The organism is Reyranella aquatilis (assembly GCF_020880995.1).
Lineage (GTDB): Bacteria > Pseudomonadota > Alphaproteobacteria > Reyranellales > Reyranellaceae > Reyranella > Reyranella aquatilis.
In genome coordinates, this window is record NZ_JAJISD010000001.1 from 321,211 (window position 1) to 335,840 (window position 14,630).

At 65.9% G+C, this 14,630-nt stretch carries 14 protein-coding genes; 8 read left to right on the plus strand and 6 right to left on the minus strand.

Features of this window, described 5'->3' with window-relative positions:
- The 5 genes from prpB to LJ725_RS01475 are packed head-to-tail and all read right to left on the minus strand — an operon-like array spanning nt 1 to nt 3,881.
- Nucleotides 1-924 carry a methylisocitrate lyase gene (prpB, locus tag LJ725_RS01455; RefSeq protein ID WP_230548841.1) on the minus strand — a complete coding sequence of 308 codons (924 nt, stop codon included), beginning with the start codon at nt 922-924 and terminating at the stop codon, nt 1-3.
- 23 nt (nt 925-947) lie between these two features.
- Nucleotides 948-1,838, minus strand: a complete 891-nt coding sequence (locus LJ725_RS01460; RefSeq protein WP_230548842.1) for a DMT family transporter — start codon at nt 1,836-1,838, stop codon at nt 948-950.
- A gap of 8 nt (nt 1,839-1,846) precedes the next feature.
- Nucleotides 1,847-2,812 (minus strand): HoxN/HupN/NixA family nickel/cobalt transporter, encoded by a 966-nt coding sequence (locus tag LJ725_RS01465; protein ID WP_230548843.1) that lies wholly within the window; start codon nt 2,810-2,812, stop codon nt 1,847-1,849.
- Nucleotides 2,809-3,483, minus strand: coding sequence for a DUF1007 family protein (locus LJ725_RS01470; protein WP_230548844.1), 675 nt, complete (start codon nt 3,481-3,483; stop codon nt 2,809-2,811). Before LJ725_RS01470 ends, LJ725_RS01465 begins: the two co-directional genes overlap by 4 nt.
- On the minus strand, nt 3,480-3,881 hold the full coding sequence (locus tag LJ725_RS01475) for an acyl-CoA thioesterase (RefSeq protein WP_230548845.1): 402 nt from the start codon (nt 3,879-3,881) through the stop codon (nt 3,480-3,482). Before LJ725_RS01475 ends, LJ725_RS01470 begins: the two co-directional genes overlap by 4 nt.
- A 109-nt stretch (nt 3,882-3,990) precedes the next feature.
- On the opposite strand from LJ725_RS01475, the gene parE reads away from it, so the two are divergent.
- From parE to LJ725_RS01515, 8 genes are all read left to right on the plus strand, one after another.
- On the plus strand, nt 3,991-6,003 hold the full coding sequence (gene parE / locus LJ725_RS01480) for a DNA topoisomerase IV subunit B (protein WP_230548846.1): 2,013 nt from the start codon (nt 3,991-3,993) through the stop codon (nt 6,001-6,003).
- Between the two features lie 102 nt (nt 6,004-6,105).
- Nucleotides 6,106-6,675, plus strand: coding sequence for a hypothetical protein (locus tag LJ725_RS01485; RefSeq protein WP_230548847.1), 570 nt, complete (start codon nt 6,106-6,108; stop codon nt 6,673-6,675).
- A gap of 54 nt (nt 6,676-6,729) precedes the next feature.
- Entirely contained in the window at nt 6,730-7,779 is a 1,050-nt protein-coding gene (locus LJ725_RS01490; RefSeq protein WP_230548848.1) for a quinone-dependent dihydroorotate dehydrogenase, read from the plus strand.
- Nucleotides 7,780-7,973: 194 nt separating this feature from the next.
- Nucleotides 7,974-8,879: a DMT family transporter gene (locus tag LJ725_RS29090; protein WP_230548849.1), complete on the plus strand. Its 906-nt coding sequence runs from the start codon at nt 7,974-7,976 to the stop codon at nt 8,877-8,879.
- A gap of 4 nt (nt 8,880-8,883) precedes the next feature.
- Nucleotides 8,884-10,044, plus strand: a complete 1,161-nt coding sequence (locus tag LJ725_RS01500) for a CaiB/BaiF CoA transferase family protein (RefSeq protein WP_230548850.1) — start codon at nt 8,884-8,886, stop codon at nt 10,042-10,044.
- The gene (locus LJ725_RS01505) at nt 10,041-11,588 is read left to right on the plus strand and encodes an acetyl-CoA acetyltransferase (RefSeq protein WP_230548851.1); all 1,548 of its coding nucleotides are present in this window, start codon (nt 10,041-10,043) and stop codon (nt 11,586-11,588) included. The genes LJ725_RS01500 and LJ725_RS01505 overlap by 4 nt, the downstream gene beginning before the upstream one ends.
- A gap of 141 nt (nt 11,589-11,729) precedes the next feature.
- The gene (locus LJ725_RS01510) at nt 11,730-12,563 is read left to right on the plus strand and encodes a phytanoyl-CoA dioxygenase family protein (RefSeq protein ID WP_230548852.1); all 834 of its coding nucleotides are present in this window, start codon (nt 11,730-11,732) and stop codon (nt 12,561-12,563) included.
- Nucleotides 12,564-12,568: 5 nt separating this feature from the next.
- Nucleotides 12,569-13,996, plus strand: coding sequence for a coniferyl aldehyde dehydrogenase (locus LJ725_RS01515; protein WP_230549684.1), 1,428 nt, complete (start codon nt 12,569-12,571; stop codon nt 13,994-13,996).
- 122 nt (nt 13,997-14,118) lie between these two features.
- Here LJ725_RS01515 and LJ725_RS01520 read toward each other — a convergent pair whose 3' ends face one another.
- On the minus strand, nt 14,119-14,622 hold the full coding sequence (locus LJ725_RS01520; RefSeq protein ID WP_230548853.1) for a cupin domain-containing protein: 504 nt from the start codon (nt 14,620-14,622) through the stop codon (nt 14,119-14,121).
- Nucleotides 14,623-14,630 lie beyond the last annotated feature (8 nt).

A 14,630-nucleotide genomic window follows, 5' to 3' on the forward strand; every position in this document is an offset into this window, starting at 1 on the left:
TTAGCCCCGCTGCAGCATGCCCTGCGGCACGACGGTCTTCACCAGCGATGCGTCGAGCGCCTCGTACTCGTGATAGCGGATCGTGTCGTAGAGTTCCTGGCGGGTCTGCATGCGATCAATGACGTTCTGGGTTCCGCCGTCTCGCCGGATGGCCGCGTAGACTCCTTCCTGCGCCTTGTTCGCCGCCCGCAGGGCCGAGACCGGCCAGATCACCATGCCGTAGCCCATCGCCTCGAACTCCGACGCCGTGAAGAACGGCGTGCGGCCGAACTCGGTCATGTTGGCGAGCAGCTTCACGCCGGGCATGGCCTTGGCGAAGGCGCGAAACATGTCGGCGTTGTGCAGGGCCTCGGGGAAGATCGCGTCGGCCCCCGCCTGCATGTAGAGCTTCGCCCGCGCCACGGCTCCGTCTATACCCTCGCTCGCCGCCGCATCGGTTCGTGCGATGATGTAGAGGTTCCGCCGGGCCTTTCGGGCTGCCGCGACCTTGGCCGCCATGTCGTGCGGTTCGGCGAGCTTCTTGTTGTTCAGGTGGCCGCATTTCTTCGGCAGGAGTTGGTCCTCGAGATGGACCGCGGCCGCGCCCGCCTCCTCGAAGGCCCGCACCATGTGCATCACGTTCAGCGCCTCGCCGTAGCCCGTGTCCCCGTCGACCAGGACCGGCAGTCCCGAGGAGCGCACCACCTGGCGGATGAAGAAGCACACCTCGTCGACCGTGATGACGCCAAGGTCCGGCAAGCCCATCGACGACGACATGGCCGCGCCCGAGAGGTAGAGCGCCTCGAAGCCCGCGCGAGTCGCCTGGAGCGCGGCCATGCCGTTGTGGGCTCCCGGCATACGGAGGATCTGCGGTCGTTCGAGGAGCTTCGCGAATCGAATGCCGGCGGGGTCCGGCGGCAGGTCGGCGGCAACGAGATACGGCATTCTGTTTCCCCCTTCTGGTGGCTTCACGCTTTTTGCGGCTTGCGTCCCTGCCAGCCCACCATCAGCCCGGCGCCCACGACCACCGCCGTCCCGAGCCAGGTGTAGAAGTCCGGCACCTCGCCGAACATCAGGTAGCCCACGATGACCGAGCCGATCATCTGCGTATAGTTGAACGGCGCCACGAAGTTTGCCGAGGCATAGGTCATGGCCTTGGCGACGCAGTAGTGGCCCAGGGCACCCAGCGCACCCAGCGAGCAGAGCAGCGCCCAGTCGCTCCAGCTTGCCGGCGTCCTCCAATGGAAAGGGACCCAGGCGGACATGATGATCGCGCCCAGCAGCACGCTGTAGAAGATCGAGGTGGCCGGCGCGTCGATACCCGCGAGACGCCTGATCAGGATCTGGTACATCGCGTAGCAGACGGCGCTCCCCAGCAGCAGCAGCGACTGCCACTGGAACACCGCACTGCCTGGCCGGATCACGATCAGGACGCCGGCAAAGCCCACGATCACCGCGGCCATCCGGAAGAAGGTGATGCGCTCGCCCAGCAACGGCCAGGCCAGCAGCACCACCGCCAGCGGCGCCACGAAGGTGACGGCGATCGCCTCCGCGACCGGGATGGATTTCACCGCCGAGAAAAAGAACAGAGTCGAAAGCATCATCATCACGGAACTGACGAACTGCGTTCCGATGCGGCGCGTGCGCAGCAGGCCGAGACCCATGCGCGGCATGAACACCGCGGCGACCAGCACCAGGTGCATGACGATGCGGAACCAGACGATCTCCTGCGGATCGTAGGTGGCGGCCAGCAGCTTCACCAGCCCGTTCATGATCGGGAACAGCGCGCAGGCCGTGCACATGAAGAGAACGCCCAGCAACGGCCTGGAGGACCGGCTGGGCGCCTTGATCTCGGGCACCCGGGGCCTCAGCGCAGGAAGCGCTCGAGCGAGCCCAGCAGAAGGGTTCCGGCTGTCGCGATGACGATCAACGACGCGGCGATGGCGGTGAAGCGCCCGATCTCCTGTGAGCGCCCCTCGGCGATGATCAACCGGTGCGCCACCATCGAGGCCATGCCGATGGCGGCCAGTGTGACCGCCATGCCGATCGCGATGGCGATGACGCCGACGACACCCGCCCACAGCACGTCCAGCGCGATCGACAGCAGAATGATGACCAAAGCGCCGGCGCAGGGTGCGATGCCGGCCGCCGTCAGCAGCAGCCAGCCGGCAATCGTCCGCTGCGGCGGCTCGCGATCGTGGTGATGATGATGGCCGTGGTCGTGGGCATGACCGTGCGAATGGCCGTGATCGTGGCCATGGCCGTGGCCATGGGCTTGACCGTGTCCATGGTGGTGGTCGTGATCGCCGTGCCAGTGCTCGTGCACCCTGCCCGTGATGCCGGCCCACAGCCGCCACAGCCCCACCAGCAGGATGAGCGTGTAGGACACGATCTCGACGTTGCGCACCTCGCGCATCGCCCCGAAGAGACCGACCGTCGAGGACAGCTTCAGCGCGGCCGCCAGCAACAGTGCGGCCAGCGTATGGGTGAAGGCGATCCAGCCGCCGGCGAAGATGCCCTCGATCCAGGCCCGCGGACGGGTGCTGTCGAGGAAGTAGGCGACGACGACCGCCTTGCCGTGGCCCGGCCCCAGCGTGTGCACCACGCCGTAGCCGAAGCAGACCGTGACGAGGGTCCACAACGCCAGCGATCCCGTTCCGGACTGCACGTCGCGCAGCGACGTCGACAGGACCTGGTTGATGCGGCGCTGGTAGTCGGCCGAATAGCGCGCCAGTTCGGCGACACTGTCGCTGAACACCAGCGCCCCGCCGAGAGCGACCAGCAGGAGCAATCCCACCCACAACAGGGGCGAGCGAAAGGCAGAGGTTCTCATGGAAGCTGGCATGTCACCACGTCGGCAAAGATGGGATAGCCGCGCACGAACTCGGCCTTGTGGGTCGGATGCTTGCCCAGGGTGCAGCCGGCCTGGATCGAGGCCTTGTCGACCTCGATGCGGATGAAGTCCTCGGGATCGAAGGTCGCGATTGAGACGAATTTCGAGGGTTCGGGCAGCGCGAAACGCATCACGTAGACAAGGTTGCGCGGTCCCTGCTTGCGCGGCGCCTGGGCGCCGTCGGCGCGCTTGTTGGGCGGCATCGGCATGCCGGAGTTGTCGCCGGCATTGCGGTCCCATTCCGGCGGGATGAAGGACGCTGGATCGTCGATGCGGGCGGAGAATTGCGGTGGCTTCGGCGGGCGGAAGTCCTTGGCGCCGGTGTTGATCCAGCTCAGGTAGCCGTACTTGCCCAGTTCCGGCATCATTTCGTCTTGCAGGAGCTTGGTCTCGCGGGCGGAGAACTTGCCGTTCTTGTCCTCGTCGATCAGCGGAATCTCGACCTCGCTCGAATACGGGTCGAAACGCCATTCGATTTCGACATGGGTGTACCTGCCGTCCTTGGCGATCATCCGCACCACCTGCTGCACGACGATATGCGGATGGGCGTAGGCCACGGCCGGCGCCAGCGTCGCCAGCAGGGCCGTTATGGCAAGGAGGAGCCGCCTCATGCGACGGCGACCTGGCCGGGTCCGTCCTGCGGCACCGGGCGCGGCTTGCCGTCGCCGTCGATCGCCACGAACACGAAGGTGCCGTGGGTGACCCGTATGTCGGTTTCCTCGTGGCGGCGCTGCACCACGGTTTCCAGGCCGATGGTGATCGACGTGCGGCCGACCTTCACGACTTCCCCATAGATCGACACCATGTCCCCCACCTTGATCGGCTCGACGAAGGTCATGGCGGTGATGGCCACCGTTGCCACCCTTCCCTTCGCCACCCGGGCCGCGAGCGATCCGCCCGCGATATCCATCTGGCTCAGCACCCAACCGCCGAAAATGTCGCCATTTCCGTTCATGTCCGCCGGCTGCGGAACGGTCCTTACGATCGGATCGCGGCGACTTTCGGACATCTATTCCTCACCGGATGTGGTTGATTTCGTGCGGTTTTGCTACCATACCCATGCCCAACCGGCCACCAAGCGATCCCCTCGCGCGGCCGTGGAAAGACAAGAAGCAGGCATGGCACGAAACGGCGATCTGTTCGATCGGTCTGGCGGCGGCAAGCGTGCCGCGGGTCCGAAGGATAACTCCTACACGGCGCAGGACATCGAAGTGCTGGAAGGGCTGGAGCCCGTCCGCAAGCGCCCCGGCATGTATATCGGCGGCACCGATGAACGCGCCATGCATCATCTCGTGGCCGAAATCCTCGACAACTCCATGGACGAGGCCGTCGCCGGTCATGCCGACACGATCTGGCTGGAGATGCTGCCCGGAAACTATGTGCTGATCCGCGACAATGGTCGCGGCATGCCGGTCGATCCCCACCCGAAATTCAAGAACAAGTCGGCCCTGGAAGTCATCCTCACGACCCTGCACGCCGGCGGCAAGTTCAACAGCAAGGTTTACGCCACCTCGGGCGGCCTGCACGGCGTTGGCGCCTCGGTCGTGAACGCCCTGTCGGACGATCTCGTCGTCGAGGTCGCGCGCGACCGCCAGGCCTGGACCCAGAGCTTCTCGCGCGGGCTCCCGGTCTCGAAGCTGAAGCCGGCCGGCCCCGCCCCCAACCGGCGCGGCACCACCGTCACCTTCCATCCCGATCCCGAGATCTTCGGCAAGCAGCTGTTCGTGCCCGAGCGCCTCTATCGCATGGTGCGCTCCAAGGCCTACCTGTTCCGCGGCGTCGAGATCCGCTGGAAATGCGACAAGTCCCTGCTGCCGAAGAGCGGCGATATCCCCGAGGAAGAGACGTTCCATTTCCCCGGCGGCCTCAAGGACTACGTCACCTCGGAGATCGGGCAACGCGGCACCGTCGTGCCGCAGCCCTTTGCCGGCGAGGCCAAGGGCGACGGCAGCGGCAAGGTCGAGTGGGCCGTATGGTGGCCGAACGACGAGGAAGGCTTCGTCCGTTCCTACTGCAACACCGTGCCGACCTCCGAGGGCGGCACGCACGAATCGGGTTTCCGCAGCGCGCTGGTGCGCGGCCTCAAGCGCTATGCCGAGCTGACCGGCAATCGCAAGGGCTCGATCATCACCGCCGACGATGTGATCGAGGGCTCCCTCGCCCTCGTCTCGGTCTTCATCGAGCAGCCGCAGTTCCAGGGGCAGACCAAGGAAAAGCTGGTCAGCGTCGAGGCGACCAAGATTGTCGAGACGATCGTCGGCGACAACTTCGAGCATTGGCTTATCGGCGACAAGGAAGCCGGCAACGTGCTGCTCGAGCATGTCGTCGCCAAGGCCGAGGAACGGCTGCGGCGCCGGCAGGACCGCGAGCAGCAGCGCAAGACCGCGACGCGCAAGCTGCGCCTGCCGGGCAAGCTGGCCGACTGCTCCAGCTCCGCCTCGATCGGCACCGAGATTTTCCTGGTCGAGGGTGATTCGGCCGGCGGCTCCGCGAAGGCCGCGCGCAACCGCGAGACCCAGGCCATCCTGCCGCTACGCGGCAAGATCCTGAACGTCGCCAGCGCCAGTTCCGAGAAGATGCGCGAGAACCAGGAGATCCAGGACCTGATCCAGGCGCTGGGCTGCGGCGCGGGCGCCAACTACAACGACGACCGGCTGCGCTACGAGCGGGTCATCATCATGACCGACGCCGACGTCGATGGTGCGCACATCGCCTCCCTGCTGATGACGTTCTTCTATCGCGAGATGCCGAAGCTGATCGAGAACGGCCATCTGTTCCTCGCCCAGCCGCCGCTCTACCGGATCAGCAAGGGCGGGCGCACCGAGTACGCCCAAGACGACGCCCAGAAGGACGAACTGGTGCGCACCGTGTTCAACGGCAAGGCCGACATCACCCGCTTCAAGGGCCTCGGCGAAATGCAGTCGGTGCATCTGCGCGAGACCACCATGGACCCGAGCAAGCGCGTCCTGCTCAAGGTCGACGTACCGACGGCCGCGGGCAGCGGCCCGGACGACCGCCGCGAGGAGATGCGGACGCGGACGCTGGTCGAGGACCTGATGGGCCGGAAGCCGGAAAAGCGCTACGCGTTCATCCAGGAAAACGCGCGTCTGGCGCGCGATCTCGACGTCTAGTCACCTTACGGCAGCCTGACGGTCCGCGCGCAATAATGTGACATCCCGTGTCGGTGTCGGGGCCTTAGGATCGGGCTATAATTTTGGGAGGAGGCTACCCTCATGCGTTTCAAGTCCAAGATTGCCGCCGCCCTGCTGGCGGTCGCCGCCCTCCCCGCCGCGGCCTACGCGGCCACGATCGGCGGGACCTACTATGCCGTTCAGTACGACTACCGCGAGTTTTTCGCCGCGACCGACGGCAAGAACTTCCAGGTCGTTATCGCCGGCAATCCCTTCCCCGGGGTCGACCCTGCGATCGTGGCCCGCGACATGCTGCCGATGATGCAGGCCGCCAAGCCGATGCCCCGGCTGACCTTCACCTACGAGACGCCGGCTGAGAAGCCGCGTCCGGATTACCGTCTCATGCTGGTCTTCGATCCCGCGAACGATCTCAACAGCGATTCGGTCTGCAAGGGCACCACGCGCTTCAAGCCGGGCAAGCCCGGCATCTTCAACGTCTATGCCATCTATTGCCGTAACGACATGACGATGTCGGAGACGACGGCCTGGACTCCCGCGTCCGGTCCCGACGACCCGCGGATCGGTCAGCTCTTCCGTGAGCTGTTCATGGTCATCTTTTCGGACTCGCCCGCTCTCCGCCCCAACCAGGGCGGTGGTTCGGGCCGCTTCTAGCGCCCCGGCACTCCCGCAAGCGCTCCACAGGGAACCTCTGCTAACCAGACGGCAATGGCCGTCTGGTACTCGCTCCTCGATCTCGCCCTCTCCCGTCTCGATGCCGAGACCGCGCATGGCATGGCGATCCGCGCCCTGAAGAGCGGGCTGCTGCCCGGCGACCGGCGTGCGGATCCGCCGTCCCTCGCGACCCGCATCTGGGGCCGCTCCCTGCCCAACCCGATCGGCCTCGCCGCCGGCTTCGACAAGAATGCCGAGGTGGCAGACGCGATGCTGGCGCAGGGCTTCGGGCTGGTGGAGATCGGCAGCGTCACGCCGCGGCCGCAGGAGGGCAATCCGCGCCCCCGCCTGTTCCGGCTGCCCGAGGATCGCGGTGTCATCAACCGGATGGGCTTTCCCGGCCACGGGCTGGAGGCTGCCCGTGCCCGTCTCGCCGCCCGCCCGCGGCGGGGCTTCGTCGGCGTCAACATCGGCGCCAACAAGGACAGCACCGACCGGGCCGCCGACTACGTGACCGGGTGCGTCGCACTGGCACCCTACGCCGACTACCTCGTCTGCAACGTCTCCTCGCCCAACACCCCGGGGCTGCGCAATCTGCAGGGCCGCACCGAGCTCGCCGGCCTGCTCAAGCGCGTGCAGGACGCGATCGCGGCCAAGCCGGTGCCCCTCGTGGTCAAGATCGCGCCCGACGCGACCGACGACGACCTCGACGACATCGTATTCGTCTGCCGGGACCTCAAACTCGACGGCATCATCATTGGCAACACGACCCTGTCGCGGCCGGCGACGCTGCGGTCGCAGCGGCGGGGCGAAACGGGCGGCCTGTCGGGTGTCCCCCTCACCGCCCTGTCGACGGAAGTGCTGCGCAAGACGGCACAGCGGGCGGAGCGCCAGTTCCCGCTGATCGGTTGTGGCGGGATCGGCTCCGGCGCCGACGCCTATGCCAAGATCCGCGCAGGCGCGACCCTGGTGCAGCTCTACTCCGCGATGGTCTACGAGGGCCCGCCGCTCATTCGTCGCATCAAGGATGAACTGGCGGCCCTGCTGGCCCGCGACGGCTTCGCATCGGTTTCCGATGCCATCGGCGCTGATCTGACTGCCTGACCAGGGGTCCCTGGCTTGCGCTCGGGACGACATCGATTTTGAAGCTGGCGCAGTGCACCCTCTCCATCACCGCTGTCATCCCGAGCGTAAGCGAGGGACCTTTGCCTTCCCTCCCTGCGGTTGCATCGCGAAAATCTAAACCGCAGACGCGGGGCTGGTGAGGCCATACACTTCCCACCCGGGAGAAGAAAACTGTGCCGCTCTGGATACCGATCACCGTCGCTGCCGCCCTGTGCCAGAACATCCGCACGACGATGCAGCAGAAGATTCGCGGCATCCTGAGCGTCGATGGCGCCAACTTCGTGCGCTATCTCTACGGCGCGCCACTGGCGCTGGGCATGCTGGCCTTCCTGGTGTTCGCGACCGGCCGCCACGTGCCGTCGATCTCGCTGCACTTCCTGGCGCTGGTGACCATCGCCGGCGTCGCCCAGATCGTGGCGACCTCGCTGATGATCCACGCCTTCTCGCTGCGCAACTTCGCGGTCGGCACGGTCTATTCCAAGACCGAGACCGTCTTCGTCGCGCTGTTCGCGACCTTCATCGCCGGCGAGCCGCTGAAGCTCGGCGCCTGGGCGGGAATCCTCGTGTGTCTGGGTGGCGTCGCGATCCTGAGCGTGCGCGGCAAGTTCTCAGACGTGCGTGGCGTGCTGGCCGACCTCACGCACAAGGGCGCGCTGTTCGGCATCCTCTCCGGTGCCATCTTCGCCATTGCCGCGGGCACGATCCGCGAGGCGTCGAAGCTGCTACCCGAAGGCGATTTCATGGTGCGCGGCATCACCGTGCTCGCCTGCATGAACACCATCCAGGTCGTGCTGATGGCGATCTACCTCGCACGGCGGGACCGGCCTCAGCTCTCGAAGGTCTGGTTCAACTGGCGATCCTCGATCTGGGTCGGCATCTTCAGCGTGCTGGGTTCGGCCGGCTGGGCGCTGGCCATGACCCTGGAGAACGCGGCGCTGGTACGCGCCGTCGGCCAGATCGAACTGGTCTTCACCTTCATTTCCTCCCGCCTCATCCTCAAGGAGCGGCCGTCCCTCGGCGAGTGGATCGGCAGCATCCTGGTCGTCGGCGGCGTCGTTCTCATCCTCGTAACCCGGTGAAAGCATGACCGAAATGTCCCGGCCGCTCGACGGCCTGCGCATCCTTGATTTCTCGACCACCATCGCCGGCCCGCATTGCAGCCGCCTGCTCGCCGACATGGGCGCCGAGGTCGTGAAAGTGGAAGCGCCCGAAGGCGACCTGATGCGTTCGCGTCCGGTGCAGCGCGACGGATTCAGCACGATGTTCGGCCAGCTGAACGCCGGCAAGAAATCGATCGTGCTCGACCTCAAGAACCCGGATGCCGTGGCCGCGATCAAGAAGCTGGTCGCCACGGTCGACATCCTGGTCGAAAACTACCGCCCCGGTGTCATGAAGCGGCTGGGCCTCGACTATGCCGAGCTCGCCAAGGTCAATCCGCGGCTGATCTACTGCGCCATCTCGGGCTACGGGCAGACCGGCCCCGGCGCGGGCCGTCCCGCCTACGCGCCGGTCATCCATGCCTCCACCGGCTACGACATGGCCCATCTCTTCTACCAGCAGGGCCGCGAGCGTCCCGACAATTGCGGCATCTTCGTTGCCGACTATGCGAGCGGCGCTTATGCGATGGGCGCGATCCTCGCCGCCGTCCACCAGCGCCACGCGACCGGCAAGGGGCAGATGATCGACGTGTCCATGTTCGAGACTCTGGTCGGCATGCTGCTGGGTGAGGTCAATCGCGCGCAGTTCGACTTCGAAATGCCGTCGCGCCCGATGTACGGTCCGATCGAGGCGAGCGACGGCTACGTCATGCTCGCGACGGCCAGCGAGAAGACCTTCCAGGACATGGCGACCGCCGCCGGCCGGCGCGACTGGCTGACCGATCCGCGCTTCGAGAAGTATCACAACCGCCGCATGAACTGGGGACTGCTGGTCGACGAACTCGAACAGTGGTCGAAGAAGATGACCGTCAAACAAGTGGTCGCCGCGCTGGAGAAGCAGGGCGTGCCCTGCTCGCCCTATCTCACCGTGACCGAGGCGCTGCAGGATCCGCAAGTGGAGCATCGCGGTTCGCTCTGCACCATCGAGGACGGAGGCGGCAGCTACAAATCGCCGGCCCCGCCCTTCCGCTTCTCGGGCTCGCCACTGCAGAGCGGCCCCAAGGTCGCCGCACTTGGCGAAGACACCAAGGCCGTGCTGGCACAGGCCGGCCTGACACCGTCCGAAATCGAGGCCCTCGTCAAATGATCGATCCGCGTACCCCCATCCTGGTCGGCGCCGGCCAGATCACCGACACGGTCGGTAAGCCGTCGAGCGACCGCTCGCGCGTGGCCTTCTGCGCCGAAGCCGCCAATGCGGCGCTGGAGGACACCAAGGCAGCAATCGGCGGACATGCGCTCGGCCACCATGTCGACGCCATCGCCGTGATGGAGTTCTTCAGCGACATCAGCCCGCGCTTTGCCTCGCCCTACGGCCGCTCGAGCAACCCGCCGCAGAGCGTCGCCAACCGCCTGCATGCCAATCCCAAGCAGCTCCTCTACACGCACTCCGGCGGCAACATGCCCCAGTACCTGGTGAACAGGTTCGCCGAGCAGATCGCCAACGGCGAGACCGAGCTGGCGTTGATCTGCGGCGCCGAACTCCTGCGCAGTACGCAGAACGCGCGCCGTGCCGGCCTGAAGATCGACTGGAACGAGGATCCCGGCGGCGGCGAGCCGACACGCATCGGCGATCCGCGCTTCGGGTTCAGCGAGGAGGAAGCGCGCCACGAACTCCGCGCCGCCATCCATTTCTATCCGCTGCTGGAGAACGCCATCCGTGGCGGCCTGAAGCGCGACGTCGACAGCCACATGAAGGCGATGGGACGGCTGTTCGAGCGTCTCGCCGCGGTGGCCAAGGCCAATCCGCTGGCGACGCGCCGCGAGGGCTACAGCGCCGAGGCCCTGTCGACGATCTCGCCGGACAACCGCTGGATCTGCTTCCCCTATCCTCGCCTGATGAACGCCAACGCGATCATTGACCAGGCGGCGGCCGTGCTCGTCACCTCGGTCGAGAAGGCCCGCGAATGGGGCATCCCGCAGGACCGCTGGGTGTTCCTGCACGGCTGCGCCGATGGCACCGACACCTGGATCGTGTCCGAGCGCGAGAAGCTCGATGCCTCGCCCGCGATCCGCGGCTGCGCCCGCATCGCCCTCGACATGGCGGGTAAGAAAGTCTCCGACATCGACGCCTTCGACCTCTACAGCTGCTTCCCCTCCGCCGTCGAAGTGGCGATGAAGGAGATCGGTCTCGCCGAGGACGATCCGCGCCCGATCAGCGTGACCGGCGGCCTCCCCTTCTTCGGAGGCCCCGGCAACAACTACGTCACCCACTCCATCGCCGAGATGATGAACGTGGTGCGCGCCAGGCCGGGCTCTTTCGGCATGGTGACCGCCAACGGCAACTACCTCACCAAGCACTCGGCCGGCCTCTACTCGACTGAGCCCACGAAAGGCGCCTGGAAGCGGGAGGATCCGAAGAAGTTCCAGGCCGAACTCGATGCACTGCCAAAGCGCAGGGTCGAAACAATTCCTGCGGGTACCGGAACAATCGAAACCTATTGTGTCACCTACGGAAAGGATGCGCCCGAGCGCGGCTACATCCTGGGCCGCCTCGACAGCAGCGGCGACCGCTTCGTCGCCATGACTCCCGACGATCCCGCCCTGCTCGCCGACATGCTGACGCGCGAACAGCTCGGGCGTAAGGTCTCGGTCTCGGATGTGGGCGGCCGCAACGTCTTCCGCCCGGTCTGAGACTGTTGCTTGTGACGCAAGGGTCCTTCGTAGCGCTCAGGATGACATTGTTTTTTTTCATCGGAGTGCGGCTTCGATTCCAGCAATCGCTGTCGTCCTGAGCGAAGCAAAGGACCTTTCTCTTCCGTGAGGTGAGGAACCATGCCAAACGTCCTCAGTACGGCACAGACCGCAGAGTTCAACGAGAAGGGCTTCACCTATGCGCGGGGCCTGTTCGCGCCGGACGAGGTGAAGCTGCTGACCCGCGCGATGGAGGAAGATCCCGCCGTGCGCGACAGCATCCTCGACCGTCGCGATGGCGAAGGGCGCTCGACGCGCATCGCGCTTTGGAACCGGGCGGGCGACAGCGTCTACGGTCTCGCCGCCCGCGTGCGGCGCATGGTCGATACGTCGGCGGCGCTGCTGGGCGGGCCGGTCTATCACTACCAGTCGAAGCTCACGGCCAAGGAGCCCGAGGTCGGGGGTGCCTGGGAATGGCATCAGGATTATGGCTACTGGTACTACAATGGCTGCCTGCGGCCCGACATGCTCTCGATCATGATCGGGCTCGACCTCACGAACCGCGAGAATGGTTGCCTGCAGATCGCCACCGGCTCTCACAAACTCGGGCGCATCGACCATACGCCGCTGTCGCCGACCCAGAACGAGGTCGATCCGAAACGGATGCCGCATATCCTGGAGAAGTGCCCGATCGAGTATTGCGAACTGGAGGCCGGTGACGCGCTGATCTTCCATTGCAACGCGATCCACCGCTCCGACGCCAACCGCTCGCCCAACCGTCGCTGGACCCTGCTGATCTGCTACAACCGTGTCGACAACGACACCTTCACGAAGGTCGACGACCGCTACTACGTGCCGCTCGATCACGTCGATGACGACGCGATCCGCCGCGCCGGCCTGCGGCTCTCCCGCGGCGACGGCCAGGAGCATTTCGCCAGCAAACCCTACGTTCCGGACCTGCGGAAGGCTTCGTGATCGACATGACTGATTTCGGATTGAACCAAATCCTCGAGAAGCAGCGCGCCGCCCAGCTCAAGGACGGCGCGCCGTCGGCGGAGATCCGCATCGAGCGTCTCAATCGCTGCATCGGCCTTCTGGTCGATCGCCGTCACGACATCGAGGCGGCGCTCTCGGCCGACTTCGGGGCGCGCTCGCCGACCGTCACGGCCTTCGCCGATGTCGCCAGTTCTATCGGGCCCCTGAAGCACGCCCGCGACAATCTGCGGACCTGGATGAAGACCGAACGGCGGCGCACGACGCCGCGCATCCTGGGGTTCCTGGGCGCGAAGGCCGAGATCCGGTATCAGCCCAAGGGCGTGATCGGCGTCATCAGCCCGTGGAATTTCCCGGTGAACCTCACCTTTGCGCCTCTGGCCGGCGTGCTGGCGGCCGGAAATCGCGCCATGATCAAGCCGTCCGAAACGACCCCGGCGACGTCCGACCTCCTGAAGCAGATGTTCGCCAGCGCCTTCGACGAGAGCGAGATCGCCGTTGTGACGGGCGGACCCGAGGTCGGCCAGGCCTTCTCCGCCCTCGCCTTCGATCACCTGATCTTCACCGGCGCGACGTCGATCGGCCGGCACGTGATGCGTGCAGCCGCCGAAAATCTCGTGCCCGTGACGCTGGAACTGGGCGGCAAGAGCCCGGTCGTCGTCGGCCGCTCGGCCGACATGGCCGTGGCCGCTGCCCGGATCATGAACGGCAAGACGCTCAATGCCGGACAAATCTGCCTCGCGCCCGACTACGTGCTGGCCCCGGCCGACCGCGTCGGCGAGTTCGTGACGGAGGCGAAGGCCTCCGTCGGCCGCATGTTCCCGAGCATCCGCGAGAGCCCCGACTACACCGCGGTCGTGTCCGACCGGCACTATTCGCGACTGATGGGCTATCTCGACGATGCGCGCGCCAAGGGTGCCGAGATCGTCGAGATCAATCCGGGGGCTGAGGATCTGCGCCAGCAGCCGCACCGCCGGATCGCGCCGACATTGATCCTGAATCCGACCGACGACATGAAGGTCATGCAGGAGGAGATCTTCGGGCCGCTGCTGCCGGTGAAGGGCTATCGCGACGTGACCGAAGCGGTCGACTACATCAACGCCCACGACCGCCCGCTCGGCCTCTACTATTTCGGCAGTGACGATGCCGAGCGCGACCGGGTGCTGAACGGCACGACCTCCGGCGGCGTCACCGTCAACGATGTGGTGATGCACGTCGCGCAGGAAGAGCTGCCGTTCGGCGGTATCGGCCCGGCCGGCATGGGCGCCTATCACGGACACGACGGGTTCCGCGAGTTCAGCCATCGCAAGTCGATCTACCACCAGATCAAACGGGACCTGGCGCCGCTGCGCATGCTTCGCCCGCCCTATGGCGCGGGACTGAAGAAGTATCTCGGGATGCAGATCAAGCGTTGAAGACGAAAGGTCCCTCGCTGCATTCGGGATGACAAGGTCGGCGTCATGGCGGCGTCGAGCAGACGCACGCAGTCACCACCGACAAAATCGCCATCCCGAGCGTAAGCGAGGGAGCCTTGAGTTCAGGCCGCCTTGATGTTCGAACGCTTGATGTGGTCGAGGTTGGCGCCCTCGATGCGCACGAGCCTGGTATAGCCATCCCGCTTCGGGGAGTGCACGACACCGACATCGTAGAAGTGGCTGTCGCCGGGCTTCAGCACGTAGGTCTTGGCCGGCTCGACCAGCGTCGGCTCATCGCCCTCGCCCTTCTTGACGATCCGCCAGTCCGTCATCTCCGTGTCCCCGGTGGCGAGGCCGTAGATCGCCCAGCTGGTACCGTGGTCGTGCGGCCCGCCGTGCGCCGCCGTCTCGTAGACGTGTCCGCAGATGCAGAAGCCCAGTTCCGGATCCTCGTACAGCACCTTGCGGGGGCGGCACTGTTCGGCCGTCAGGTGCTTCGAGACGAACTCTTCGTCCCGTAGCACCTTCGACACCAGCTTGCAGACTTCCTGCTTACCAGCGATGCCGGAATCGGCCTTGAGAGCCTGGCGAATGTCGGCGCTCAGCTGTTCGAGCGTATAGGTCATTCCTTGCC